Annotated in this window: 26 protein-coding genes; 9 read left to right on the top strand and 17 right to left on the bottom strand. The window is 69.4% G+C overall.

Annotated features, from left to right (window positions below; all coding sequences use genetic code 11):
* Positions 1 to 18: 18 nt before the first annotated feature.
* A complete protein-coding gene (locus M2352_RS00340) occupies positions 19 to 1,092 on the top strand; it encodes a glycosyltransferase (RefSeq protein ID WP_264662531.1) in 1,074 nt (357 codons plus the stop codon).
* Here M2352_RS00340 and M2352_RS00335 read toward each other — a convergent pair.
* Positions 1,089 to 1,499, bottom strand: coding sequence for a rhodanese-like domain-containing protein (locus M2352_RS00335; RefSeq protein WP_264662530.1), 411 nt, complete (start codon positions 1,497 to 1,499; stop codon positions 1,089 to 1,091). The genes M2352_RS00340 and M2352_RS00335 overlap by 4 nt on opposite strands.
* 98 nt (positions 1,500 to 1,597) lie before the next feature.
* On the opposite strand from M2352_RS00335, the gene ftrA reads away from it, so the two are divergent.
* Together ftrA and M2352_RS00325 are read left to right on the top strand one after the other, a co-directional pair.
* Positions 1,598 to 2,572 (top strand): transcriptional regulator FtrA, encoded by a 975-nt coding sequence (ftrA, locus tag M2352_RS00330; RefSeq protein ID WP_264662529.1) that lies wholly within the window; start codon positions 1,598 to 1,600, stop codon positions 2,570 to 2,572.
* A 108-nt stretch (positions 2,573 to 2,680) separates the two neighbouring features.
* On the top strand, positions 2,681 to 3,859 hold the full coding sequence (locus tag M2352_RS00325; RefSeq protein WP_264662528.1) for a multidrug effflux MFS transporter: 1,179 nt from the start codon (positions 2,681 to 2,683) through the stop codon (positions 3,857 to 3,859).
* Here the strand turns inward: M2352_RS00325 and M2352_RS00320 are convergent.
* Positions 3,835 to 4,332 carry an MgtC/SapB family protein gene (locus M2352_RS00320; RefSeq protein ID WP_264662527.1) on the bottom strand — a complete coding sequence of 166 codons (498 nt, stop codon included), beginning with the start codon at positions 4,330 to 4,332 and terminating at the stop codon, positions 3,835 to 3,837. The two genes, M2352_RS00325 and M2352_RS00320, sit on opposite strands and share 25 nt — an antisense overlap.
* Positions 4,333 to 4,762: 430 nt before the next feature.
* On the opposite strand from M2352_RS00320, the gene M2352_RS00315 reads away from it, so the two are divergent.
* Positions 4,763 to 5,896, top strand: coding sequence for a type III PLP-dependent enzyme (locus tag M2352_RS00315; protein WP_264662526.1), 1,134 nt, complete (start codon positions 4,763 to 4,765; stop codon positions 5,894 to 5,896).
* Positions 5,897 to 5,992: 96 nt separating this feature from the next.
* On the opposite strand, the gene M2352_RS00310 is transcribed toward M2352_RS00315, so the two are convergent.
* Positions 5,993 to 6,895, bottom strand: a complete 903-nt coding sequence (locus tag M2352_RS00310) for a LysR family transcriptional regulator (protein WP_264662525.1) — start codon at positions 6,893 to 6,895, stop codon at positions 5,993 to 5,995.
* Positions 6,892 to 8,517 (bottom strand): GGDEF domain-containing protein, encoded by a 1,626-nt coding sequence (locus M2352_RS00305; RefSeq protein ID WP_264662524.1) that lies wholly within the window; start codon positions 8,515 to 8,517, stop codon positions 6,892 to 6,894. Before M2352_RS00305 ends, M2352_RS00310 begins: the two co-directional genes overlap by 4 nt.
* Before the next feature lie 168 nt (positions 8,518 to 8,685).
* On the opposite strand from M2352_RS00305, the gene M2352_RS00300 reads away from it, so the two are divergent.
* Both M2352_RS00300 and M2352_RS00295 read left to right on the top strand, forming a co-directional pair.
* Positions 8,686 to 9,288: a malonic semialdehyde reductase gene (locus M2352_RS00300; protein WP_264662523.1), complete on the top strand. Its 603-nt coding sequence runs from the start codon at positions 8,686 to 8,688 to the stop codon at positions 9,286 to 9,288.
* A 94-nt stretch (positions 9,289 to 9,382) separates the two neighbouring features.
* Positions 9,383 to 10,612 (top strand): multidrug effflux MFS transporter, encoded by a 1,230-nt coding sequence (locus M2352_RS00295; protein ID WP_264662522.1) that lies wholly within the window; start codon positions 9,383 to 9,385, stop codon positions 10,610 to 10,612.
* Here the strand turns inward: M2352_RS00295 and nifW are convergent.
* The 7 genes from nifW to M2352_RS00260 all read right to left on the bottom strand — a co-directional run bounded on the left by nifW (position 10,593) and on the right by M2352_RS00260 (position 16,434).
* On the bottom strand, positions 10,593 to 10,922 hold the full coding sequence (nifW, locus tag M2352_RS00290; protein WP_264662521.1) for a nitrogenase stabilizing/protective protein NifW: 330 nt from the start codon (positions 10,920 to 10,922) through the stop codon (positions 10,593 to 10,595). The two genes, M2352_RS00295 and nifW, sit on opposite strands and share 20 nt — an antisense overlap.
* An 88-nt stretch (positions 10,923 to 11,010) precedes the next feature.
* Positions 11,011 to 11,853, bottom strand: a complete 843-nt coding sequence (gene cysE / locus M2352_RS00285) for a serine O-acetyltransferase (RefSeq protein WP_264662520.1) — start codon at positions 11,851 to 11,853, stop codon at positions 11,011 to 11,013.
* A gap of 25 nt (positions 11,854 to 11,878) precedes the next feature.
* Positions 11,879 to 13,021 carry a homocitrate synthase gene (nifV, locus tag M2352_RS00280; RefSeq protein ID WP_264665277.1) on the bottom strand — a complete coding sequence of 381 codons (1,143 nt, stop codon included), beginning with the start codon at positions 13,019 to 13,021 and terminating at the stop codon, positions 11,879 to 11,881.
* A 64-nt stretch (positions 13,022 to 13,085) separates the two neighbouring features.
* Positions 13,086 to 14,288 (bottom strand): cysteine desulfurase NifS, encoded by a 1,203-nt coding sequence (nifS, locus tag M2352_RS00275; RefSeq protein WP_264662519.1) that lies wholly within the window; start codon positions 14,286 to 14,288, stop codon positions 13,086 to 13,088.
* Positions 14,289 to 14,291: 3 nt separating this feature from the next.
* A complete protein-coding gene (gene nifU / locus M2352_RS00270) occupies positions 14,292 to 15,215 on the bottom strand; it encodes a Fe-S cluster assembly protein NifU (protein ID WP_264662518.1) in 924 nt (307 codons plus the stop codon).
* Between the two features lie 85 nt (positions 15,216 to 15,300).
* On the bottom strand, positions 15,301 to 15,699 hold the full coding sequence (locus M2352_RS00265; RefSeq protein WP_264662517.1) for a HesB/IscA family protein: 399 nt from the start codon (positions 15,697 to 15,699) through the stop codon (positions 15,301 to 15,303).
* 375 nt (positions 15,700 to 16,074) lie between these two features.
* A complete protein-coding gene (locus tag M2352_RS00260) occupies positions 16,075 to 16,434 on the bottom strand; it encodes a hypothetical protein (protein WP_264662516.1) in 360 nt (119 codons plus the stop codon).
* A gap of 393 nt (positions 16,435 to 16,827) precedes the next feature.
* Here M2352_RS00260 and M2352_RS00255 point away from each other — a divergent pair, with 393 nt between their 5' ends.
* Positions 16,828 to 17,265: a CBS domain-containing protein gene (locus M2352_RS00255; protein ID WP_264662515.1), complete on the top strand. Its 438-nt coding sequence runs from the start codon at positions 16,828 to 16,830 to the stop codon at positions 17,263 to 17,265.
* Positions 17,266 to 17,593: 328 nt separating this feature from the next.
* Positions 17,594 to 18,931, top strand: a complete 1,338-nt coding sequence (locus M2352_RS00250) for a ferredoxin reductase family protein (RefSeq protein ID WP_264662514.1) — start codon at positions 17,594 to 17,596, stop codon at positions 18,929 to 18,931.
* A 12-nt stretch (positions 18,932 to 18,943) separates the two neighbouring features.
* Here the strand turns inward: M2352_RS00250 and M2352_RS00245 are convergent, their stop codons facing one another.
* Positions 18,944 to 19,390 (bottom strand): YccF domain-containing protein, encoded by a 447-nt coding sequence (locus tag M2352_RS00245; RefSeq protein ID WP_264662513.1) that lies wholly within the window; start codon positions 19,388 to 19,390, stop codon positions 18,944 to 18,946.
* Positions 19,391 to 19,676: 286 nt separating this feature from the next.
* On the opposite strand from M2352_RS00245, the gene M2352_RS00240 reads away from it, so the two are divergent.
* The gene (locus M2352_RS00240; RefSeq protein ID WP_264662512.1) at positions 19,677 to 20,243 is read left to right on the top strand and encodes a hypothetical protein; all 567 of its coding nucleotides are present in this window, start codon (positions 19,677 to 19,679) and stop codon (positions 20,241 to 20,243) included.
* 49 nt (positions 20,244 to 20,292) lie between these two features.
* Here the strand turns inward: M2352_RS00240 and M2352_RS00235 are convergent, their stop codons facing one another.
* The 5 genes from M2352_RS00235 to trpB are packed head-to-tail and all read right to left on the bottom strand — an operon-like array spanning position 20,293 to position 25,183.
* Entirely contained in the window at positions 20,293 to 21,579 is a 1,287-nt protein-coding gene (locus M2352_RS00235) for a bifunctional folylpolyglutamate synthase/dihydrofolate synthase (RefSeq protein ID WP_264662511.1), read from the bottom strand.
* A gap of 24 nt (positions 21,580 to 21,603) precedes the next feature.
* Positions 21,604 to 22,551, bottom strand: a complete 948-nt coding sequence (gene accD / locus M2352_RS00230; RefSeq protein WP_264662510.1) for an acetyl-CoA carboxylase, carboxyltransferase subunit beta — start codon at positions 22,549 to 22,551, stop codon at positions 21,604 to 21,606.
* Positions 22,552 to 22,596: 45 nt separating this feature from the next.
* A complete protein-coding gene (locus M2352_RS00225) occupies positions 22,597 to 23,136 on the bottom strand; it encodes a GNAT family N-acetyltransferase (protein ID WP_264662509.1) in 540 nt (179 codons plus the stop codon).
* Entirely contained in the window at positions 23,133 to 23,975 is an 843-nt protein-coding gene (gene trpA / locus M2352_RS00220; RefSeq protein ID WP_264662508.1) for a tryptophan synthase subunit alpha, read from the bottom strand. Before trpA ends, M2352_RS00225 begins: the two co-directional genes overlap by 4 nt.
* On the bottom strand, positions 23,972 to 25,183 hold the full coding sequence (trpB, locus tag M2352_RS00215) for a tryptophan synthase subunit beta (protein WP_264662507.1): 1,212 nt from the start codon (positions 25,181 to 25,183) through the stop codon (positions 23,972 to 23,974). Before trpB ends, trpA begins: the two co-directional genes overlap by 4 nt.
* Between the last annotated feature and the right edge of the window lie 20 nt (positions 25,184 to 25,203).

Raw genomic sequence — 25,203 nt, 5'->3', positions numbered from 1 at the left:
AACAGGAGGGCGGCGGCCATGCCACTGACCGTTCTGACCGTGGCGGATCCCTTCGCCCCCCTGACGCCCGGCGGCGATGCCGCCGGCCTCGACGGCGGCGCGGGGCAGACGGTGCTGGCGCTCGATGCCGCCCTGGTGCGCGCCGGGCACCGGTCGCTGGTGCTGGCCTGCGACGGGTCGGCGGTGGCGGGCACGCTGGTGCCGCTGCCGCGCACCCGCCCCGGCCTGTCCGGTGCCGCCCGCCGCCATGTGCTGGGCCGCCAGAAGGCGTTGGTGGACGAGATGGTCCGGCGGGTGCCGGTGGATGTGGTCCACCTGCACGGCACCGGCTTTGCCGACACCCTGCCCCCGCCCGAGGTGCCGGCGCTGGTGACCCTGTACGCCCCCGCCGACGCCTATCCCCCCGGAGCGCTGGGGGTGGAGCGGCCCGGCACCGTGTTCGCCGCCCCGTCGCGGGGGCCGCTGGCCGCCCTGCCCGCCGGGGCGCTGAAGGCGGGGATCATCATGCCCGGCATGGCGCTGGACCGGCTGGCGATCAGGGTTCCCAAGAAACGCTTTGCCGTCGCCACCGGCGCGGTGGAGCCGGCCAGCGGCTTCCACCGCGCCCTCGACGCGGCGGCGGCGGCGGATATCCAGCTTCTCATCGCCGGGCCGGAGATGGACCGCGGCTATTTCGAAGGCGAGATCCGCCCGCGGCTGGACGGGGTGCGCCGCTATCTGGGGCCGGTGGGCTTTTCCCGCCTGCGCTGGCTGCTGGGGTCGGCGCGCTGCCTGCTGGCCGGCGGACGGGACGGTGCTGCCGATCCCCGCCCGGTGCTGGAAGCCATGGCCTGCGGCACCCCCGCCGTGGCCTTCGCCGGCAGCGGCCTGGACGAGGTGATCCAGCACGGCACCACCGGCTTTCTGGTGGACGGCGTGCCCGCCATGGCCGAGGCCATCGCCGCCTGCGAGGCGCTGGATTCCGAGGATTGCCGCACCGCCGCCCGCCGTCGCGGGTCGGTGGAGGGCATGGTGGAGCGGTATCTGCGCCTCTACACCGCGCTGGCCGGCGGCGCCCGCCCCGACGGCAAGGACGTGTCGGCGGTGGCCTAGCTGTTGGCGGCGAAGGGGAACCCCTCGTCCGCCCAGCCGGCCATGCCGCCGATCATCAGCTTCACCGGGCGGCCCAGCCGCGCCAGCCGCACCGCGGCGCGGTCGGCGCCGTTGCAATGGGGGCCGGCGCAATAGACCACGAACAGCGTGTCCATGGGCCACGCCGCCAGCCGCCGTTCGGTCAGGTCGCGGTGGGGAATGCCGATGGCCCCCGGCACGTGGGACCGGGCAAAGGCCGCCCGTCCGCGCACGTCCACCAGCACGAAGCCGGTGCCGCCGCCCGGCCCGGCACCGTCCAGGGCGGCCTTGACGTCGGCGCAGTCGGTTTCCAGCGACAGACGGCGTTCGAAATGGGCCAGCGCTTCGGCAGGCGGGGCGGCGGGGATCTCGGTCACGGCGTTGGTCATGGTGTCGGTGTCCGGCAGGGAGGGTGGGGAACGGCGGGAAGTGTGGCGACGGGGGCGTGCCTTGACCATTGGCGCCGGTGCCGATTACCGTGAAGATCATGCCAATCCCGCCCCCCAACCCCCGTGTGGCCGTTCTGGCCTATGACGGCCTGTGCACCTTCGAATTCGGCATCGCGGTGGAGGTGTTCGGCCTGCCGCGGCCCGAGATGGGGGCGGGCTGGTATTCCTTCGCCGTGGCCGCCTGCGACTCCGGCCCCCTGCGCGCCACCGGCGGCGTGCGGCTGGTGGCCGACGGCGGGCTGGAGGTGCTGGACGGGGCCGGCACCGTCATCGTGCCCGGCTGGCGCGGGGCGGATACCCCGGTGCCCGCCGGTCTGGTGGGTGCCTTGCGGCGGGCGCACGGGGCCGGCGCGCGGCTGGTGTCCATCTGTTCGGGGGTGTTCGTGCTGGCGGCCACCGGCCTGCTGGACGGGCGGCGGGCCACCACCCACTGGCGCTACGCCGCGCGTCTGGCCGAGGCTCACCCCGCCATCCGCTTCGCCCCCGACGTTCTGTATGTGGACGAGGGGGACGTGCTGACCTCCGCCGGCAGCGCGGCGGGGATCGACCTGTGCCTGCACATCGTGCGCACCGACCACGGTGCCGCCGCCGCCAACCGCGTGGCCCGCCGTCTGGTGGTCCCCGCCCACCGCGAGGGCGGGCAGGCCCAATATGTGGAACGTCCGGTTCCTCCCGAACGGGAAGGGGCGCGGCTGGGGCCGCTGCTGGACCGGATGCGCGCCGGGCTGGACCGGGTGTGGAGCGTCGATTCCATGGCCGAGGCCGCCGGCATGAGCCGCCGCACCTTCCTGCGCCGCTTCCGCGAGACGACGGGGCAGGCGCCGGGCGACTGGTTGACCGCCGAACGGCTGGCCCGCGCGCGCGAGCTGTTGGAAACCACGGATCTGAGCGTGGAGGACGTCACCACCGCCTGCGGCTTCGGGTCGGCGGACACGCTGCGCCACCATTTCCGCGCCCGGCTGGGCACGTCCCCGGCGGATTACCGGCGGCGGTTCGGGGGTGTGTCCTTATAAGTGTCCTTCTCGGGCGGCGGGGCAGATGTGGGTTGCGCCGCGGCAGGGGTGACAAAATGATTTCGGCTGATATGGTCAGTCTCCCTGTACGGTTTTTCCCGCCCGGCCATGCCCCGTTCCGATTCCCTGGTCATCCGTGTTCTGCTGACGGTGCTCGTCGGTTTCGGGCCGCTGTCCACCGATCTCTATCTGCCCTCCCTGCCCATGCTGGTGACGGTGTTCGGAACCGACATCGCCACGGTGCAATTGACGCTCTCGGTGTTTTTGATCGGCTTTGCCGGGGGGCAGCTTCTCTACGGCCCGCTGTCCGACCGTTTCGGGCGGCGCCCGGTGCTGATGGGCGGGGTGGTGCTGTATCTGGTGGCCAGCGCGGCGTGTGCGCTGGCCCAGACGGTGGACCAGCTCGTCGCCGCCCGGTTCGTGCAGGCGCTGGGGGCGAGCTGCGGGCCGGTGGTGGCACGGGCGGTGGTGCGCGACGTCTATGGCCGCGACCGGGCCGCGACGGTGCTGGCCTATCTTGCCATGGCCATGGCGCTGGGGCCGGCGGTGGGGCCGATGATCGGCGGGTTCCTGACCGCGCACGTGGGGTGGCGCAGCACGTTCCTGGCGCTGGTGGGGCTGGGGGCGGGGGCGCTGGTCGCCGTGGCCCTGCTGCTGGCTGAAACCAACCGGCACCGCGATGCGGATGCGCTGCGGCCGGGGCGGCTGATGGGCAATTACGCCCGCGTGCTGGGGGACCGGCGGTTCCTGGCCTATGCCGCGGTGGTGGCCGGGGCCTATGGCGGGATCTTCGCCTTTCTCTCCGCCTCGTCCTTCGTGCTGATCGGGGGGGTGGGGCTGTCGCCGGCCCTCTACGGCCTCAGCTTCGGCGGGGTGGCGCTGGGGTACATGCTGGGCAGCTTCGCCGCCGGGCGGGTGTCGGCGCGGCTGGGGGTGGCGCGCATGATCCGGCTGGGCACGCTGATTTCGCTGGCCGGCGGGGCGGCGGGGGTGATGCTGGCCGTGGGCTGGCCGCCGTCGGTGCTGGCCGTTGTTTTGCCCATGGCGGTCTACAACATCGGCGCCGGCCTGACCCTGCCCAACGCCATGGCCGGGGCGGTGGGGCCGTATCCCACCATGGCCGGGCTGGTGTCGTCCCTGCTGGGCTTCATCCAGATGGGGGCGGCGGCGCTGGCGGGGATGGTGGTCGGGCATCTGAACAACGCCACCGCCGTGCCCATGATGGGGGCCATCGCCCTGGCGTCGCTGGTGGCGTTCGCCGCTCACCGCCTGTTCGTGCGCTCCTGACCTTCTTCCCCCTCGGAGTCGGGGGGAAAGAACCGCCGCTCGACCCGCGTCAGCCCCACCGTGACCAGCAGCGTCAGCCCCAGCGTGATGCCGGCGATGGCGAACAGCCCGGCCCCGCACGCGATTCCCAGCGCGCCGGCCATCCAGATCATCGCCGCGGTGGTGGCCCCGCGCACCGACAGCCCGGCGCGGACCATCACGCCGGCGCTGATGAAGCCGATGGCCTGGGCCAGCCCCTGGATCACGCGGGTGGGGTCCATGTCGCTGCTGTGCCCGGCCTCCAGTGCCCCGCGGTAAAGCGACAGCGCCACCAGCGTGGTCGCCGCGGCACTGACCGACACCAGGGTCAGCGTGCGCAGGCCCGCCGCCTTTCGGCGCATCTCCCGGTCGAGTCCCAGCGCCATGCCGCACGCCGCGGCGGCCACAAGCCGGATGCCGGTGCCCACGGTGGTGCTGTCGCTTGTCAAGTCCATGATTTGACAGTCCTTTTTAGGTTTCGTGACAGGGGTGGCCGGGTGGGCGGATTTTTTTCGGGCGTGGAGCATTTTCCTCTTTTCATCGCCGGCCTTTGGATCTATGTAACGCGAACTCGCAAGCGCACGTGCCGCTGGCCCGCCCCTCGTCTTTTCGAGATGTGGTTATGCAACGACGTAACGCGTGATCCCCGACCGTCCCTTAAGCAAGGCGGCGACTTGGAGGTTACGATGGTTCATGTTGTTGTCGGTGGGCCGAAGCCCACCCGTCTTCGACTTGTCGTCTGTCTGAACAGTCCCCGGCAGTCCAGTATGGGCGGCCTGAACGCCTGATCCGTTCCTATCGGATCGTCGTGGCGCGTTCGGCCGCTCCGTTTTTGTCTGCACATCACCCGAATTACGTCCAGCATCTTGTGTCCGGGAGACGAAGATGAACGAGAAGATTGCGCGCTTTTTCGACGAACAGCGCCCGCAGACCCCGTGCCTTGTCCTCGACCTGGACGTGGTGGAAGAGAATTACCGCGCGCTGAACGAGGCGCTGCCCGACGCCCGCATCTTCTACGCGGTCAAGGCGAACCCGGCCCCGGAAATCCTGGCGCTGCTGACCCGTCTGGGGTCGGCGTTCGACACCGCCAGCGTGCCGGAAATCGACATGGTGCTGGCCGCCGGCTGCACGCCCGACCGCATTTCCTACGGCAACACCATCAAGAAGGAAGCGGACATCCGCACCGCCTATGAAAAGGGTGTGCGCCTGTTCGCCTACGACAGCATCGAAGAGCTGGAGAAGATCGCCCGCGCCGCCCCCGGTGCGCGTGTGTTCTGCCGCATCCTGACCTCCGGCGAGGGTGCCGAGTGGCCGCTGTCGCGCAAGTTCGGCTGCGACCTGCCCATGGCCCGCGACCTGCTGATCAAGGCGCGCGAGCTGGGCGTGACCCCGTGGGGCGTGTCGTTCCACGTCGGCTCGCAGCAGAAGGATCTGACCCAGTGGGACAAGGCCATTTTCGAGGTGGCGCAGCTCTTCCGTGAGCTGGAGATCCTGGGCATCGACCTGGGCATGATCAACATGGGCGGCGGCTTCCCCACCCGTTACCGCAGCGACGTGCCGGAATCGGCGGCCTATGGCCAGGCGATCTTCGACAGCCTGCGCCGCCACTTCGGCAACCACCTGCCGGAAACCATCGTCGAGCCGGGCCGCGGCATGGTCGGCAGCGCCGGCGTCATCGAAAGCGAAGTGGTGCTGGTGTCGCGCAAGTCGGCGGGCGATGTGAAGCGCTGGGTCTATCTGGATATCGGCAAGTTCGGCGGTCTGGCCGAAACCATGGACGAGGCCATCCAGTACCCCATCGAGGTGCTGGGCGACCGCACCGAGGAGTGCGAACAGGTGGTGCTGGCCGGTCCCACCTGCGACAGCGCCGACGTGCTGTACGAGCGCGCCGAATACGCCCTGCCCATGGACCTGAAGGCCGGCGACCGCGTGCGCATCCATGCGACGGGCGCCTACACCACCACCTACTCGGCGGTGTGCTTCAACGGCTTCGCCCCGCTGAAGTACCACTGCATCTGATCCCGGACGCCCGTCACGGGCGGTCCGCACACCGACGGCAGGCCGCGGGTTCTCCCCCGCGCGCCTGCCGTCGGTGTTTGTGGGTCATGCCGGGGGTTACGACTCCGGGGCCAATTCCAGAATCAGTTCCCGGAACCATTCCTGCGCCGGGTCGCTGCGGCAGCGGCGGTGCCAGACCATGGACACCTCCGACCGGCGGGCAAAGGGCAGGGGGTGGATGTCCAAACCGGCCATGGCGGCGATTCGCCGGGCGGTGTGGGCCGGGACCGTCGCCACCAGATCCGACCGCGCCAGGGCCAGCGGCAAGGCCATGTAGGTGCCGACGAACAGGCTGATGCGGCGGCTCAGGCCATGCTGGGCCAGCGCCTCGTCCATGCCGCCGGTCACCGTGCCCCGCGGCGACACCAGCACATGGGGCAGGGCGGCGTAGAGGGCCGGCGTCAGCGGCTGCTCCAGCCATGGGTTGCCGGGCCGGGCCATCACCACCATGGGGTCGCAGAACGCCGGCCGCCGCTCGAACCGCACCGGTGAGTCGCGCAGGTGCAGCAGCGCCACATCCGCCGAGCCGCGGTCCAATTGTCCCTCGTAATCGGAGGACGTGGCGGGAACCAGCCGCAGCGCCGCCGCCGGTGCCAACCGTTCGAAGCGTTCCGTCAGCCGCTCCACCAGCGCGATTTCGGCGTATTCCGCCATGGCGGCGGTGAAGGTGCGGTGGCTGGTGGCGGGGTCGAAGCCGCTGGCGAGGGTGAGGGCGGCCCGCACCCCCTCCAGCGCCGGTTCCAGCAGGGCGGCCAGATCGCGGGCGCGGTTGGTCGGCTCCAGCCCCGCGGGCGTGCGCACGAACAACTCGTCCTTGAACACGTCGCGCAGGCGGGACAGGGCGTGGCTCATGGCCGGCTGCGACAGGCCGATGCGCTGGGCCGCGCGGGTCACGCCCCGCTCCACCATCAGCGCGTCGAACGCCTTCAGCAGGTTGAGGTCGATGGCGTTGAGGTTCATGCGGGCATTCCCTCCCGCCACAGCACGGCCTGACCGCGCCCGGCCTTCTTGGCGGCATAGAGCGCCTGATCGGCGGCGTGCAGCACCTGGGCCGGGTCGGGGTGGTGCCGGGGCCACAGCGCAACCCCGGCGCTGCACCCGATGTGCAGGTCCAGCCCACCCGCCGTCAGCGGCACCGACAGGTCATGGATGATCCGGGCGGCCAGCGCCATGGCGCTGCCCGACCCGGCGTCGGCGCCCCTCGCCGGTTCCGGGAGGATGCGGGCCAGGACCACGAACTCGTCCCCGCCCAGCCGGGCGGCGACGTCGCCGTCGCGGATGGACCGCAGCAGCCGCGTCCCCACCTCCGTCAGCACCGCGTCGCCCACCGGGTGGCCGTGGCGGTCGTTGATGGGCTTGAACCCGTCGAGATCCAGATAGAGCACCGCCACGCCCGCCCCGTCCGGCGGCGGGCCGGCACCCCCCAGCCGGGCCAGATGGCCGTCGAGAAAGCGGCGGTTGCCCAGACCGGTCAGCGGGTCTTTCAGCGCGATGGATTGCAGCGTCCGCCCCATGGCGTGGACAGCGCGGCTGACCTCGCCGATTTCCCCGGCGTGATGGGGGGCACAGGGATGGCTGGGGTCGAATCCACCCGCCGACAGCCGTTCCGCCGACGCCAGCAGCCCACGCAACTGGCGCAGCACCAGCCGGTCCATCAGCAGCCACAGGCCGATGACGGTCAGAAACACCAGAACCACCATCACCCCCGACCCCAGCAGCAGCTTGCGGTCCACCGCGGCGACGGTCCGGTCGCGGGACACGCCCACGGTGATCCGGGCGCCGCTGTCGCCCAGGGGGGCGAAGCCGGTGATCCGCGGTATCCCGTCCAGCCCCGTCCCTTCGGCCACGCCGGCACCCCGTCCCATGATTTCCTGCACCAGGGGGTGGCTGGTCATGGACCGTCCGGTGAGGCCGGTGGGATCGGGTTCGCGGGCCAGCACCGTGCCGTGGGCATCGAACACGGTGACCACCCCGCCCGACGCCTCCGCCACCTCGGCGGACAGGGCGGACAGCCATTGCAGATCGACGCCGGTGATCAGCACCGCTTCCACCGCGCCGGTCTCGTCCAGGGCGGGCAGGGCCACGGCCATGCGCGGCTTGCCGCTGACACGCCCGAGCATGAAGCCGCTGGTGGCAAGCTGGCGCGTTTCTACCGCCCGCCGGAAATAGCCGCGGTCGGCGATGGACGGGGCGGGCATCCCGGAACTGGTGCAGAGCTGGCGCCCGTCGGGAGCCGCCACCGAGAAACCGGCGCTCCACGGGTAGAGGCCGGCGGCCTGGGCCAGGATCTGCGGGCACCGGCCGGGGACCGTGCGCCGCACCTCGGGCATCAGGGCCAGCATCCGGAGCGCGCTGCGCGCCTGCTGCAAGATCTCGCCCTGCTGCACCGCCCCCCGTTCGGCGAAGAGAAAGGTGTCGTGGCGCGCCAGTTCGATCTTCTGGCCGCGCTCCTGCACCACCATGGCGGCGACCAGCCCCACCAGCGGCAGCAGGGTCAGCAGCAGGAACGCGGTCAGACGCGTACGAAGCCCAAGCCCCGCCCAGGCCATGCGGGCGGACGTGAAGGGGAAACGGGGTCTCATACCGGCTCGGTCGGTTTGCTGAATGTCCTGGTGTACGGCGGCTGGGGATAATCTTCAAGCCGGCGTTCATTCATCTGATGGATGGATGCCATACAGTCTATCAATTTGATCAATGCCGCGGGCGGGCGGATAGTGGCACCACATTTTTTCCTGCAACGGTGCCGAACCATGGCCGACGCCCATCCGTCCGTTTCCTCTTCCGCCCTCGACGTTCTGTTCCGCGATGCCCGTACCTTTTCCGCGTGGCAGGACCGCCCGGTCGATCCGGCGCTGCTGGAGCAGGCCTATGACATCGCCAAGATGGGCCCCACCAGCATGAACACCCAGCCCATGCGCGTGGTCTTCGTGACCAGTGCGGAGGGCAAGGAACGGCTGAAGCCCACGCTGTCGCCCGGCAACGTGGACAAGACCATGGCGGCCCCGGTGACGGCCATCGTCGCCTTCGACCGCGCGTTCCCCGACACGCTGCCGGTGCTGTTCCCCCATTTCGCCGCGGCGCCGGAGATGTTCCGCAGCAACGCCGCCCTGCTGGAGGAAACGGCGTTCCGCAACAGCTCGTTGCAGGCGGCATACCTGATCATCGCTTTGCGCGCGGTGGGTCTGGATTGCGGGCCGATGTCCGGCTTTGATAAGGAAAAGGCGGCCGCCGCCTTCTTCCCCGACAGCCCGTGGGCGGCCAACCTGCTGATCAACATCGGCTATGGCAAGCCCGACGCCCTGTTCCCCCGCCTGCCGCGCCTGAGCTTCGGCGAGGCCACCCGCTTCGCCTGATCCCCGGCGGTCCAGGTGCCGGGGGCAGCCCGGCAACCGCGGCAGCAGCGGCCCACGCCACTGCTGCCGTTGTTTTTTTCTGAGGACGCTTCCCATGACCCACCCCGTTTCCGTGGACAGCATGTCCCCGGCCCGGTTCCGCCGGCTGACGCTGGTGCTGGGGGCCCTGTCGGCCTTCGCACCGCTGTCCATCGACATGTACCTGCCGGCCTTTCCCCGGATCGTGGAGGATCTCCACGCCACCCCCGGCGCGGTGCAGGCCAGTCTGGCGGTGTTCCTGGCCGGGCTGGCGGTGGGGCAGTTGATCTATGGGCCGCTGTCGGACCGCTATGGCCGGCGGGGGCCGCTGATCGCCGGGGTGCTGCTGTACGCCGTCGCCTCGGCCCTGGCGGCGCTGGTGACTTCGGTGGAGCAGTTGATCGCGGTGCGGCTGCTGCAGGCGATGGGGGGCAGTGCCGGCATGGTGATCGGGCGGGCGATGATCCGCGACCTGTTCGACGGGCGGGACGCGGCGCGGGTGTTCTCGTCGCTGATGCTGGTGGTGGGGCTGGCGCCGATCCTGGCGCCGATCCTGGGCGGGCAGTTGCTGGTGGTGGCCGGCTGGCGGGCCATGTTCTGGGTGTTGACCGTGATCGGGCTGACGGCGGCGCTGGCGGTGTGGCTGGGGCTGGAGGAAAGCCTGCCGGCGGAGCGGCGCTCCGGTGCCGGGGTCGGGGGAATGCTGCGGGCCTGGGGGGCGCTGCTGCGCGACCGGGCCTTCGTCGCCTTCACCCTGTCGGGCGGGTGCGTGATGGCCGGGCTGTTCGCCTACATCACCAATTCGCCCATGGTGCTGATCGAGCAGCACGGGGTGTCGCCGCAGCTCTATGGCCTGATCTTCGGCGGCAACGCGCTGGGCATGGTGATCCTGTCGCAGGTGAACGTGCGGCTGCTGCGCCGCTTCTGCGAGACGCGCATCCTGCGGGTGGCGGTGCTGGCCTATGCCGCGGGCGGGGCGGTGCTGCTGGCGGCGGCGGTGACCGGGGCCGGCGGGCTGGCCGGGCTGCTGGCCCCGCTGTTCGTGTGCATCGCCAGCATCGGCTGCATCATGGCCAACGGTGCCGCTTCCGCCATGGCGCGGGCGCACAGCAACGCCGGCGGGGCGGCGGCCCTGATGGGGGTTCTGCAGTTCGTGCTGGGGGCCGGAACCGGTGCGGCGGTCGGCGCGCTGGACAACGGCACGGCGGTGCCCATGGCGGCGGTGATCGCCGCCATGGGGCTGGTGACGGTGGCGCTGGTGCGGGTGGCCGTGGCGTCGGCTGCCGTTACTTCAGCGGCGCGATGAGGGAATCGAGCGGCACGAAACGGTCGCTCATGCGCTGGGCCTGCTCCTGATGGACCTTGAACACCTTTTCCGTGATGGCGGAGGAGGTGACGAAATCCTGATACGCCCGCTGCAGGTGCAGCCGGTAGCGGGTCGCCATCCCCTCGTCGTCCAGATCCTCGATGGCGGTGTCCTCGGCCAGATAATTGTGGAAGCGCTGGAGGATGTGCAGGCGGTTCACGTTGACCACCCGGCGGTCGAACGGAACGCCGAGGAAGGTCAGGAAATCTTCCGCCGTTTCCAGGTCTTCCAGATCGTCCTTGAAGCTCATGCGATGGGCGCTCCTCTCGTGGGCCGGTGGTCGGGGAGGGGGTGCGGTGGTCCGCCGGCCCGGTTGCTCGATGATTCGTGGTTGAGACTTAATGGGGCCGCTTCAGGGTGGCGGTGCTGACCGCCGCCTCCACGGCCCGTTCCAGGGGCGTGCGGGGGTCCAGATCGGGGGCGGCGCAACTGTCCTGGTCGCAGACGTTGCCGCAGGAATCGCACACCACCCCGGACAGATGCCCCAGCCGTTCCGCCTCTTCCGCCGAGGCGTGGGCTTCCAGCCGCGCCTCGATGCGGTTGATGTGGTCGATCAGGCACGAAATCGCCTTGCCCACCGGGTCGGGCATCAGGTGGTGATCCAGGTCGATGCCGTCCTGGCGGTCGCGGCCCTGGCCCGCCGGGCGCACCAGACGGCCGGGGATGCCGACCACGGTCATGCCGTCCGGCACCTCCTTGGTCACCACCGAATTGGCGCCGACCCGCGCGTTGACGCCCACGGTGATGGGGCCGAGGATCTTGGCCCCCGATCCCACCAGCACCCCGTCGCGCAGGGTGGGGTGGCGCTTGCCCTTGTTCCACGAGGTGCCGCCCAGGGTGACGCCGTGGTACAGCGTCACGTCGTTGCCCACCTCCGCCGTCTCGCCGATCACCACGCCGGCCCCGTGGTCGATGAAGAAACGCCGCCCGATGCGGGCACCGGGGTGGATGTCGATGTTGGTCACCGCGCGGGACAGGTACGACAGGAACCGCGCCGGCCAGCGGTAGCCGCGTTTCCACAGCGTGTGGGACAGGCGGTGGGCGATCAGGGCGTGGATGCCGGGGTAGCAGGTCATCACCTCCCACACCGTGCGGGCGGCGGGGTCGCGGTCGAAGACGCACAGCACGTCTTCCTTGATCAGCCGGATCAGACCGGGGGCGGCGTCGGAAGCGGCGGCCATGGCGGTTCTCCCGTGGGGACCGGACTTATTCGGAAGGGGCGAGAACGGCGTCGGCGTGGAAGCTCATCAGCTCCTGCGGGGTCGGCGGGCGCTTGGCGCGGGTGGCGAGCGCGCGGACCCGCGGCAGGATGGCCTGGGCCGCGGCGTCGTCCACGCTCATGCCGATCTGGGCATAGGCCATCTTGACCGCCGAGGTGCCGGAATGCTTGCCCAGCACGATGCGGTGTTCGCGCCCCACCTCCGCCGGGTCGAAGCCCTGATAGGTCTGGCGGTCGCGCAGCAGCCCGTCCACGTGGATGCCGGCCTCGTGGGTGAAGACCGCATCGCCGACGATGGATTTGTTCACCGCCACCGGGCGGTTGGACGCCGCCTCCACCAGATGGGAGATGGCCGACAGCGCGCGGGTGTCCACGCCGGTCGGGCGGCCGTACAGCACCTTCATCGCCATCACCACCTCTTCCATCGGCGCGTTGCCGGCGCGTTCGCCCAGGCCGTTGACGGTGGTGTTGACGTGGGTGGCCCCGCCCTGGATGGCGGCCAGGGAATTGGCGGTCGCCAGACCCAGATCGTCGTGGGCGTGCATTTCGATTTCGATGTCGGTTTCCCGGCGGATGCGCTCGATGCAGGCACGGGTCTGGAACGGGTCCAGCACCCCCAGCGTGTCGGCGAAGCGGAACCGCCGTGCCCCCGCTCCTTGCGCCACCGTCACCGCGGCCAGGATGAAATCCATGTCGGCGCGGGAGGAGTCCTCGCCGCCCAGGCTGACCTCGTACCCCAGATCGCAGGCCTGCTTGATCTTGCGCTCGATCTCGCCCAGCGCCCAGTCGCGGGTGCGGCGCAGCTTGCGCCCGATCTGGATGTCGGACACCGGCATGGACAGGTTGAGGAAGCCCACGCCGCACGCCTGTGCCGCCTGCAGGTCGGTGTCGTGCATGCGGCACCACACCATCATCTTGGCCCGCAGGCCCAGCGAGGCCACGGCGCGGATGCCCTCGCGCTCGTCCTCGCCCATGGCCGGGATGCCGATTTCCAGTTCGGGCACCCCGGCGGCGTCCAGTGCGCGGGCGATGGCGATCTTCTCGTCCAGGGTGAAGGCCACGCCCGCCGTCTGCTCCCCGTCGCGCAACGTGGTGTCGTTGATGGTGGCAAAGGGCCGTTCGATCAGCATGGTCGTCACCTTTTCCCCTGGAATCGACAGGTCGGCGTTACGGACGGGGGGCGGGCCGCACCGGTCAGGAATAGACCGGTGCGAAGCCCTTGGCGTCGGCCCCGCTCTTGGACCAATAGGGCGAGAGGGCGCGCAGCCGCTCGATGATGCCCGGCACCACGGCGATCACGTGGTCGATCTCCTCTTCCGTGGTGTCGCGGGACAGGGAGAAGCGGGTGGCACCGTGGGCGGCGGTGTAGGGCACGCCCATGGCCCGCATCACGTGGCTGGGCTCCAGCGAGCCCGACGTGCAGGCCGATCCCGACGACGCGGCGATGCCGTTTTCGTTCAGCAGCAGCAGGATGGCCTCGCCCTCGATGTACTCGAACGCGATGTTGGCGGTGTTGGGCAGCCGCAGGTCGGGGTTGCCGGTGACGAAGCAGTTGGGCACCGCCGCCAGGATGGCCCGCTCCAGCTTGTCGCGCAGCGCCCGCACGCGGGTGTTCTCATCCGCCATGTGCTGGAGCGCCAGTTCGGCGGCCTTGCCCAGCCCGACGATGCCCGGTGCGTTTTCCGTGCCGGCCCGGCGCGACCGTTCCTGGTGCCCGCCGCGCAGCATGGGGCGGAAGCGGGTGCCGCGCTTGACGTACAAGGCCCCCACGCCCTTGGGCGCGTGCAGCTTGTGGCCCGACAGCGACAGCATGTCGATGGACGAGTCGGCCAGCCGCATGGGGATCTTGCCCACCGCCTGCACCGCGTCGGTGTGGAACAGCGCGCCCACCGCCTTGGCCATCTTCGCCAGTTCCTCGATGGGGAACAGGGTGCCGGTCTCGTTGTTGGCCCACATGAACGACACGATGGCGACGTCGGGCGACAAAGCCGCCTTGTACGCGTCGATGTCGAGATTGCCGCGGCTGTCCACCGGGATGCGGTGGACGGTGATGCCGCGCTTGTTTTCCAGGTAATCGCACAGCGACAGCACGGCGGGGTGTTCGACCACGCTGGTGATGATGGTGCGCTTCTTCGGGTACGCCTCCAGCGCCGACAGGATGGCGGTGTTGTCGCTTTCCGTGCCGCTGGCGGTGAAGACGATTTCGGTGTCGTGGGCCGCCCCCAGCAGGGCCTGGACCTGCTGGCGGGCCTTTTCGATCAGCCCGCCGACAGCACCACCGAAGGCGTGCATGGACGATGCGTTGCCGAAATGCTGGGTGAACAGCGGCAGCATCGCTTCCACCACCGCGTCATCGACGCGGGTGGTGGCGTTGTTGTCGAGATAGACGCCCGTCATGGATCACACCTTCGCCAGCAGGGAGGCGGGCTTTACCCGCACGAATTCGCCGAGCTTCTCGACCAGCTTCATCTGCACGCCCATCATGGTGCTGGCCGACTGGGAACAGCCGGTGCAGGCACCGGACAGGCGGACGTAGATGTCCTTGCCGTCGATATCCACCAGCTCCACATCGCCGCCGTCGCGCTGAAGCTGCGGGCGGATCTCTTCGATGGCCATCATGATGGCCTGCATCCGCTGGACGTTGGTCATCTTCGGCGCCGCGGCCACCGGGGCGTCGGCCTTGGGGGCCGGCGTCGGGGCGGGCTTGATGTCGGCGACGGGCAGCAGCGGCGACTTTTCCGGCGGCTTGGCCGCCTGCTTGGCCAGCACCGCCTCCAGCACCTCTTCGATCTTCTCGTGGCAGGTTTGGCACGAGCCGCCGGCCTTGGTGTAGTTGGTCACCTCCTCCAGCGTGGTCAGGTTGTTGACGGTCACCGCGCGCTCGATCATGGCGGCGTCGATGCCGAAGCACTTGCAGACCAGCTCGCCCTCTTCGTGGTCATCGACCCACTCTTCGCCCTTGAAGTTGGCGATGGCGGCGCGCAGCGCTTCGGCACCCATGACCGAACAGTGCATCTTTTCCGGCGGCAGCCCGCCCAGATACTCGGCGATGTCGCGGTTGGTGATGACCAGCGCCTCGTCCACCGTCTTGCCGATGATCATTTCGGTCAGCGCCGAGGAGGACGCGATGGCCGAACCGCAGCCGAAGGTCTGGAAGCGGGCATCCTCGATCACGTTGGTGTCGGGGTTGACCTTCATCATCAGCTTCAGCGCGTCGCCGCAGGTGATGGAGCCGACTTCGCCCACCGCGTTGGCCGTTTCCAGCGCGCCCGCGTTCTTGGGGTTGAAGAAGTGTTCCTTGACCTTGTCGGTGTAGTTCCACATGGGGGGACTCTGCCTCTCTCGTATCCGGCGCGCGAGGGGGCCGGTGTCGGAATGATCGGGGAACCGGCCTCGGGGGGAGGGCGGCTCAGCAGGCTTCGCCGTAGCTGTGTTCGTGACCGTGGGAGCCGCAGGAGGACGCCCCGGCGGACGAGCAGCTTTCGCCCGCCGAGAACGACTTGCCGCAGCCGCAGGTGCTGGCCGCGTTGGGGTTGTCGAAGCGGAAGCCCGAGCCTTCCAGGCTTTCCACGTAATCGACCACCACGCCGTCGAGATAGGGTTGGCTGGCCGGATCGACGAAGACCGTCACGCCGCCGAATTCCAGCACCTGATCGCCGTCGCCGGGGTCGCGTTCCAGACCCATCTGGTACTTGTGGCCGGCGCAGCCGCCATCGGTCACCGCGATGCGCAGGCCGCGGGCCTCACCGCCCGAACGGGCCAGAACACCTTCCAGCGTGGTCACCGCCGCTTGCGTCAGTGTCACCATCTCCGCCGTCTCCTTGCCGCCTGCCCGCCGGGAACCCCCGGTGCGGGTGTGTCCATGTTGCTGGCAGGGAGAAAAGCAAGAAGAGTGCCAAATTCTAAGGCGTTGTTTTTAAACGATTGTCAGGTTTTTCACGTTTGCACGGAACGCCAACTTTGTCGGATGTCGGACGCGGTGCCGGGGGGCGGCGGGCCGCCCCCATTGTCGGATTTGCGACAGAACGGGGGGCGCCCGCCGTGCCGGTGCATGGGAAGGCTGCGCCGATCGTTGGCGAAACGAACGACTTTTGCCACAAAAGACCACATTCCGCAAATGGGTAAGTGGTGTTTCCGGCGTTTTTCGACTCGGGATGGGGGGAGGGGCGGGCGGCCCGCCGGATCACACGCCCTTCAGCAGGCAGATGTATTCCACCAGCTTGCGTTCGTAGAAGGGCTGGGGTTTCTGGTAGCGGGCGACGAGGCCGGATTTCTCGTCCAGCTTCACCACCTGCCCGCGGCAGGCGATGTCGAACGCCTCTTCCCCCAGCGCGAAGGCCAGGCGGAAATCGAACTGCTGCTTGGCGATCAGGTCGCCGTCGTAGGGACGGATGCGGAAGGAACCGAGGGCGAATTCTTCCGCCTGGTATTCGTTGCGGTCGATGATGATGCGCACGGGGGGAACGCTTTGGGCACGGCGGCGGGTGCTGCCGCTGGGTGAATCACCCTTCTTTCCGCCGCTCAGCTTTGCCAACCATGACATTGCACATATCCCATCGATCCCTGAGCATCCCATGGCGGGTGCGCCATGCCGTGGGAAGCTTCGTTCGGACAGAATTCATATATAAAGTTGAATAAGGGTTAATGTCCCTTTGTCAGCCCCGGCCGCTCCGGCCACGCGGCGTGCCAGTTCAGCCTCGCGGCCCCCGTTTCGGGCGGAAATGACGCATGTTGCCCGCTCATGGCTCCCATCCTGTGCTTATCCGTTCCAGACATCTCCCAAGACTTGGAAAAACGAGATAGTCTTTCTTCATCAGCAATCCAGAATGAAAAAGAAAACTTAAAATACATGGGCTGACAACACGAAGATAAATTGTGCAACAGCGTAAAAACACGGTGCGTTGCACACACGAGATCGGGAAGAGGAGCGCTGGACATGATGCACCGCAATGTGGGGGAAATGGTCACCGAAAAGACCGTCGTTCATCTGGATCCGGCGGACAGCGTGCGCAACGCGGCCAAACACATGCGGGACGCCCATGTGGCCTCGGTGGTGGTGACCGGGCGGAACGCCGATCATCTGGAGGGGATCTTTACCGAACGCGATCTGACCGACCGTGTGGTCGCCGCGGGGCTGGACCCCGATACCACGCCGCTGTCGGCGGTGATGACCCGGTGCCCGGTGACGGTGGACCGCAACACCACCATGCGCGAGGCGCTGCGCAGCATGTTCGAAAACCGTCTGCGCCATCTGCCGGTCATCGAGGGCGGCAAGGTGGTGGGCGTCCTGTCCATGCGTGATTTCGTGGGCGAAGAGCTGGCGGCCATGGAACGGGAACAGGAGTTGGTGGAAAGCCTGACCGAAGTGATATGATTTCGTGAAAAAGAACCGCTAATAACCACAAGACCTCCGAAAGGGGCGAAAGGGGGAGTGAACCGCCACTCCCCCTTTCCTTGTGCATATCTCTGTCACTCACGGTGTATGGGTGGGTTCATCCACCGTTCAGCTTGGCCGGCATAGGGTTGACCCCATGCCGCCTGCCATCGGCTGTGCTGTTTTGAAAAAGTGGTTCCGTTTTTCAGAAACCTGTGCCGCTTTTTGAAACACGCGCGTTGCAATCCGGGCGCACGGCTTTCGGGACCGGGGGGCGGCTATCGGCGCCGCCGGTCCGTCTGGCTTTTCGAGACCGGAAGATACGATCATGCAAAACATCCGGCTTTCCCTTTGGGGTTTCCTTGCCCTGCTGTCGGTCTTGTGGGTTGCCGCCGATCCCGCGGTTTTCCAGGCGTCAACCTTCTTTGCCGTGCGCGGTGCCATGGTGCAGTACAGCGGTGTCCTGGCCATGGGCTGCATGAGCGTGGCGATGATCCTGGCCCTGCGCCCCCGTTTTCCCGAACGGTGGATGGGCGGGCTGGACAAGATGTACCGCCTGCACAAATGGCTGGGCATCGGCGGGCTTTCGCTTGGCATCGTTCACTGGCTGTGGGCCAAGGGGCCGAAATGGGCCGTCGGCTGGGGGTTGCTGGAACGGCCCCACCGCGGCCCGCGCCCGGTGCCGGACGGCACCGTCGAACAAACCCTGGCCGCGCTCCGCGGCACGGCGGAGGGGGTGGGCGAATGGGCCTTCTACGCCGCCGTGGTGCTGATCGTGATGGCGTTGGTGACGCGCGTTCCCTACCGCCTGTTCGTCAAGACCCACCGGCTGCTGGCCGCCGTCTATCTGGTTCTGGTGTTCCACACGGTGGTGCTGGTCAATGCCGGCACCTGGGCGACGCCGTTCGGCGTGCTGCTGGCCGTTCTGCTGGCCGGCGGCACCGGGGCGGCGGTCATCGTGCTGCTGGGCCGGGTCGCCGCCGGGCGCCGGGTGGAGGGCCGCATCGCCGCCCTGACCTATTACCCCGGCGTCCGGGTGATGGAAGCCCGCATCGACATCCCCCGCGGCTGGCCCGGGCACACGGCGGGGCAGTTCGCTTTCGCCATGTCCAACGCCGGCGAGGGCGCGCATCCCTACACCATCGCGTCGGCGTGGAACCCGGGCGACCCCCAGGTGACCTTCATCGTCAAGGAACTGGGCGACCACACCCGCCGCCTGCGCGACACGCTGACGGTGGGGCAGACGGTGACGGTCGAAGGGCCGTACGGCTGCTTTACCTTCGATGACGACTGCCCGCACCAGATCTGGGTCGGCGGCGGCATCGGCATTACCCCGTTCATCGCCCGGATGCAGCATCTGGCGGCATCCCCCCGCCGGCCCCAGACGGTGGATCTGTTCCACACCACCACCGATTACGACGCCGAGGCCATCGCCCGGCTGACCGCCGATGCCGAGGCGGCGGGCATCCGGCTCCACGTGCTGGTCGATTCCCGCGACGGGCGTCTGACCGGGGACCGCATCCGCGCCGCCGTGCCCCGGTGGCGCGACGCCAGCCTGTGGTTCTGCGGCCCGTCGGGGTTCGGGCAGGCGTTGCGCCGCGATTTCGCCGCCCACGGGATGCCGGTGGGCACGCGGTTTCACCAGGAACTGTTCGCCATGCGCTGAGGCGTCCGCGCCTCAGCGGTAGGGGGCCGGGTACGGCCCCCGGCGGTCCGCCGTGTCCGCCGGCACGATCTCGGTGCCGATGGGCCACAGGGCCAGCCCGGCCAGCTTCAGATGCGCCCAGGCGAAGGGCAGGCCGACGATGGTGACCGCCCACGCGGCGGCGGTGAGCAGGTGCCCCAGCGCCAACCACCAGCCGGCCAGCAGGAACCACACCAGATTGCCCAGCGTGCCGAGCGGCCCGGTGCCCAGATCCTCCCGCCCGCGGAAACGGTCGCGGCGCACCGCCTGCTGCCCGAACGGCAGGAGGGTGTAGAAGGCGATGGTGAAGGCCGCCCGCGCCCACGGGATGCCGATGATGGTGACGATCATGATGATCCCCGCCGCCACCCAGCCCAGGGCCATCCAGAAGCCCCCGAATACGATCCAGGCGATGTTGAGCAGCAGGCTGAGCGGCGACATGGCGCGTTCCCTCGTGGTGAAAAACCGGCCCGGCTCCGGGAAAAGGGGGCCGCACGGTGCCTCATGTGGGGTGACGGCACCCCTCCCACCAGAGGGGACGGCTTGAAGCCGGGGCCTGCCGCCCACAGATGATGGAAAGGCCGGACGCCACAGATCGGGTCCGGCGCGGTTATCGCTCTTCAGGAGGATACCTAAACATGAGCATCACGCGCGACGCGCTTCGCCGTCATCCGCCCCATCGTTTCCCGCTGCGCTCACCGCGCGGCTCCAACCGCGAGGAGGCAGCATGAACCCGTCCGATACCCAGGATCCCGCCGGCATCCCCGTTGCACCCCAGGTGCCCGAGATGGATTCCAGCCTGCCGGTGGTCACCGCCATCGTCACCAACGCCGTGGCCGCCGCGGGCAAGCGCGGTTCCGCCGGGGACGTGGCCCATGGGCTGATCGCGGGCCTGCGCCACCTGCGGGCCGCCGTGGACGAAGAGGCGGGCTATGCCATGGCCGCCGCCATCGACCAGGCGATCCACAGCAGTCTCCTGGCCGGCAATCTGGAACGGCTGCGCCAGACCGGCAGCACGCCGGCCCCGGTGCCGCTGCCCGATCCCGGCCCCGGTGCCAACGCCGCCGCGGTCATCGTGTCCAGCGCCACCGATTCCTGTCTGGCCGTCAACGCCCACGCCGATGACAACCGCCCGCTTGAGCACGCGGTGTTCATCCTGACGTCTCAACTGGTGAATCAGCTCGGCGGGGCGCCCGACTGGCAGACGTTGGAAAAGGAACTGCACCGCCCCTATGGTCTGAACGGCCCGGTGGCCGCCGCCGTGCTGCCGGTGCGGGGCGTGACGGTCCACTGACCGTCCGCTGACAGGAACCGTCTGTTGACAAGGTTGGTGGAGAAGCGGCTCAGCCGTTCTCCGCCAGCACCGTTCCCGCCAGATAGAGAGACCCGCAGATGAGCACGCGGGCCGGCGCAGCGCCGCCTGTACGGCTCAGTGCGTCCAGGGCCGCCGCCACCGATTCCGCTGCGGCGGTGTCGGCAATGCCGGCGCCGTGGCCCGCCGCGGCGACGGCATCGGCGGGCAGGGCCGCGTCCTCCCCCGGAATCGCCACCGTGCGCATCCGCCGGACGTGGGGGGCGAGGGGGGACAGGAATTCCGCCGGCTCCTTGCTCGACAGCATCCCATAGATCAGGTCCAGCGGGCGGCCGTCGGCGGCCCAGCCGGCGGCGTGGACCGCCAGCACCTCCCCCGCCGAATCATTGTGCCCGCCGTCCAGCCACAGCTCCCACCCGGCGGGCAGGGCCTCGGCCAGCGGGCCGCGGGTCAGCCGCTGGAGCCGTCCCGGCCATTCCACCGCCGCCAGGCCGCGGGCCGCGGTCTCGTCGTCGATCACCCAGGGCAGATGGTCCAGGCAGGCCAGCGCCACCCCGGCGTTGGTGATCTGGTGGGCGCCCGCCAGACCGGGGCGGGGCAGCCGGCGGTGGGCGGCGGCACTGTCGAAACGGAACCCGCCGTCTTCCGGTGTCACGCTCCAGGCCGTGACCGGCGCGCCCACGGCAGCGGCGCGGGCGGCCAGGGTGCGGGCGGCCTCTTCCTCCGGCTGGGGGGCGAAGACGGCTGCGACGCCGGGCTTCAGGATCCCGGCCTTCTCGCCGGCGATGGCGGTGAGCGTGCCGCCCAGAAATTGCCGGTGGTCGTAGGAGATGCGGGTGATCGCCGTCACCGCCGGGCGGTCCACCACATTGGTGGCGTCCAGCCGCCCGCCCAGCCCGGTTTCCAGCAGCACCACGTCGGCGTGCGTGCGGGAAAAGGCCAGAAAGGCGGCGGCGGTGGTGATCTCGAAGAAGGTGATGGGGTGCCCGGCGTTGGCCCGCTCGCACTCTTCCAGGAGTGCGGTCAGGGCATCGTCGCCGATCAGCGTCCCGGCCACCCGGATGCGCTCGTGAAAGCGCACCAGATGGGGGGAGGTGTAGACGTGGACCCGCTTGCCCGCCGCCTCCAGCATGGCGCGCAGGAAGGCGACGGTGGACCCCTTGCCGTTGGTGCCGGCCACGTGCACCACGGGCGGCAGCCGGCGGTGCGGGCCGCCCAGCGCCCCCAGCAGCCGGTGGATCCGGTCCAGCGACAGGTCGATGACCTTGGGGTGCAGGGCCTTCAGCCGGTCCAGCACCGGATCGGCGCGGGAGGTCATGGGGCGGGCCTCATGGGGGATGGATCAGGCCTTTTCCGCGACCACGGGGGCGTCCGGGGTTTCGGCGTCCGCCTCCTCCACGGCGATGGTGGGGACGTCCTGGACCGGGGCCGCCTCGATGGTGATGGGCTGCATCAGCAGGCTGATGACGCGGATCAGCGTGTCGCGCAGATCCTTGCGGTGGACCACCATGTCCACCATGCCGTGATCCAGCAGGTATTCCGAGCGCTGGAACCCCTCGGGCAGGGTTTCGCGGATGGTGCTTTCGATTACGCGGGCACCGGCGAAGCCGATCTGCGCGCCCCGTTCGGCGATGTGGATGTCGCCCAGCATGGCGAACGACGCGGTGACGCCGCCGGTGGTCGGGTCGGTCAGCACGACGATGTAGGGCAGGCCGGCTTCCTTCACCATGTCCACGGCGACGGTGCTGCGGGGCATCTGCATCAGCGACAGGATGCCTTCCTGCATGCGCGCCCCGCCCGACGCGGGGATGACCACCAGCGGCGCCCGGCGGGCCACCGCCTGTTCCGCCGCGGCCACCAGCCCGTTGCCCACACCCATGCCCATGGACCCGCCCATGAAGCCGAAGTCGAAGGCCGCCGACACCACCGGCAGCCCGCCCATGGACCCGTGCGCCACCACGATGGCGTCCTGGCGCCCGGTCTTGCCCTGGGCTTCCTTCATGCGGTCGGTGTAGCGCTTCTGGTCGCGGAACTTCAGCGGGTCGGCCAGGGGCTTGGGCACGTCGATCGGATGGTATTCGCCATCGTCGTACAGCATGCCCAGCCGCTTCACCGGGTCGAGCCGCATGTGGAAGCCGCAGTGCTGGCACACCGAGAGGTTATCCTCAAGGTCGCGGTGGAACAGCATCGCCTCGCAATTGGGGCACTTGTGCCAGAGGTTGTCGGGAACCTCCTTGCGGGCGACCAGCGCACGGATCTTGGGGCGGACGTAGTTGGTGAGCCAGTTCATCGCAGGTCCAAAGGGCTGAAGACCGAAAGAAAGGAAGGCGCCGGGTCACGTCACCGCAAACGGCGGCCCATCAATGACAAGCCGCTGCAGGCGGCGCAAGCCCCCGCGCAGCGGAAGATCGCGTTCCACAAGGCCGGAAGCGCGGAATCCCAGGTGCCGCAGCAGCGCCAGAGAGGCCGCGTTCTCCGGAAAAACTTCCGCCACCGCACCGCGGGCGCCGTTTTGCGCCAGATGCGCCAGCAGGCCCGCCACCACTTCGCTGCCGAAGCCCCGGCGGCGGTGGGCACGGCCGATCCAATAGCCGATTTCCGGCATCCTGTCAGCCGGCGAGTCGCACCCCATCCATCCCGCCACCCCCAGCGGCTGCCCGCTGTCCCGGTGGAGGATGGTGCAGGCGTGGCTGCCCTCGCCGCGCACCCGGACGATCCAGTCCCGCGTCCCCTCCTCCGTCGCCGGGTCGGGGATTCGGGCGGTCATGGCGATGCCGTCCGAATCCCCCGCCAGCAGGGCGGACAGGGGTCCGGCGTCGTCCGGTTCCACAAGCCGCAGCGCCAGGCGGGGGGTGGTCAGCAGCGCATGGGTCACCCGCGCGCGCCCCGCACGCCGGCGGCCAGTTCGCGCACGAAACCCAGCACGTCGCCCGTCAGTCCGGGGCGGGGCGTACCGTCGGCGTTCAGGTTGTCGGTGATGCGGCTGACGATGGCCGATCCCACCACGGCGGCATCGGCCACGCGGGCCACCTCCGCCGCCTGGGCCGGGGTCTTGATGCCGAAGCCGACGGCGACCGGCAGGTCGGTGTGCCGCTTCAGCCGCGCCACCGCCTCGGCCACGCGGGAATTGTCGGCGGACGCCGTGCCGGTGATCCCGGCGATGGACACGTAATAGACGAAGCCCGAGGTGTTGGCGAGCACCGCCGGCAGCCGCGCGTCGTCGGTGGTGGGGGTGGCCAGCCGCACGAACGACACCCCGGCGTCCAGCGCCGGCAGGCACAGCTCGCCATCCTCTTCCGGCGGCAGATCGACGACGATCAGGCCATCGACACCGGCTTCCCGGGCGTCGGCCAGGAAACGGTCCACGCCATAGGCGTAGATGGGGTTGTAATAGCCCATCAGGATCACCGGCGTGTCGGCGTCCTTGGCGCGGAAGCCGCGGACCAGATCCAGCGTCCGGGTCATGCGCGCGCCGTTGGCCAGCGCGCGCAGGCTGGACACCTGGATCGCCGGGCCGTCGGCCATGGGATCGGTGAAGGGCATGCCCAGTTCGATCAGGTCGGCCCCTGAGTCCGCCAGCCCGGCCAGCAGGGCGGCTGACGTCTCGTGGTCCGGGTCGCCGGCGGTGATGAAGGTGACCAGACCCGCCCGGCCCTGGGCCTTCAGGGCTGCGAAGCGGCGGGCGATGCGGCCCTCGGTGGAAACGGCGCTCACAGCGTGACTCCCAGGTGTTCGGCGACGGTGAAGATGTCCTTGTCCCCGCGGCCCGACAGGCACAGCACCATCAGGTGGTCGGCGGGCAGGGCGGGGGCGCGCTTGATGATCTCGGCCAGCGCGTGGGACGATTCCAGCGCGGGGATGATCCCCTCCACCCTGGCGCAGGTCTGGAAGGCGTCCAGCGCCTCCGTGTCGGTGATGGAGACGTACTCGACCCGCTTCTGGTCGTGCAGCCACGAATGCTCCGGCCCGATGCCGGGGTAATCGAGACCGGCGGAGATGGAATGGGCCTCGGCGATCTGCCCGTCCTCGTCCTGGAGCAGATAGGTGCGGTTGCCGTGCAGCACGCCGGGGCGCCCGCCGGTCAGGGACGCCGCGTGCTTGCCCGTCTCCATGCCGTGGCCGGACGCTTCCACCCCGATCAGCGCCACCGAGGGATCGTCGAGGAAGGGGTGGAAGGTGCCGATGGCGTTGGACCCGCCGCCGACGCAGGCCACCAGCGAATCCGGCAGCCGGCCTTCCGCCGCCTGCATCTGCTCGCGGATCTCGGTGCCGATCACCGACTGGAAATCACGCACCATGGTGGGGTAGGGGTGCGGCCCGGCGGCGGTGCCGATCAGATAATAGGTGTCGTCCACGTTGGACACCCAATCCCTGAGCGCCTCGTTCATCGCGTCCTTCAGCGTCTTGGAGCCGGAGGTGACGGAGCGCACCTCCGCCCCCAAGAGGCGCATGCGGAACACGTTGGGCTGCTGGCGGGCGATGTCCACCTCGCCCATGTAGATGGTGCAGGGCATGCCGTAGAGGGCGCAGACGGTGGCGGTGGCCACCCCGTGCTGCCCGGCCCCGGTTTCGGCGATGATGCGCCGCTTGCCCATGCGCCGGGCCACCAGGATCTGGCCGATGCAGTTGTTGATCTTGTGGGCGCCGGTGTGGTTCAGCTCTTCCCGCTTGAAGTAGATCTTGGCCCCGCCCAGCTTCTTGGTGAGCTGTTCGGCGTAATAGAGCGGGTTGGGGCGCCCGACGTAATTGACCAGCCGTTCGCGGAATTCGGCCTGAAAGCCCGCGTCGTCCTTGGTGGCGTTGTACGCCTTTTCCACCTCGAGGATCAGGGGCATCAGGGTCTCGGCGACGAAGCGGCCGCCGTAGATGCCGAAATGGCCGTTCTCGTCGGGGCCGGTGCGGAAGCTGTTGGGTCTGGACATCGCGGAAATCGGACCTTCGA

The organism is Azospirillum fermentarium (assembly GCF_025961205.1).
Taxonomy (GTDB): Bacteria; Pseudomonadota; Alphaproteobacteria; order Azospirillales; family Azospirillaceae; genus Azospirillum; species Azospirillum fermentarium.
The sequence above is the reverse complement of the archived record's forward strand: the minus strand, read 5'-3'. Positions and strand labels throughout refer to the sequence as shown.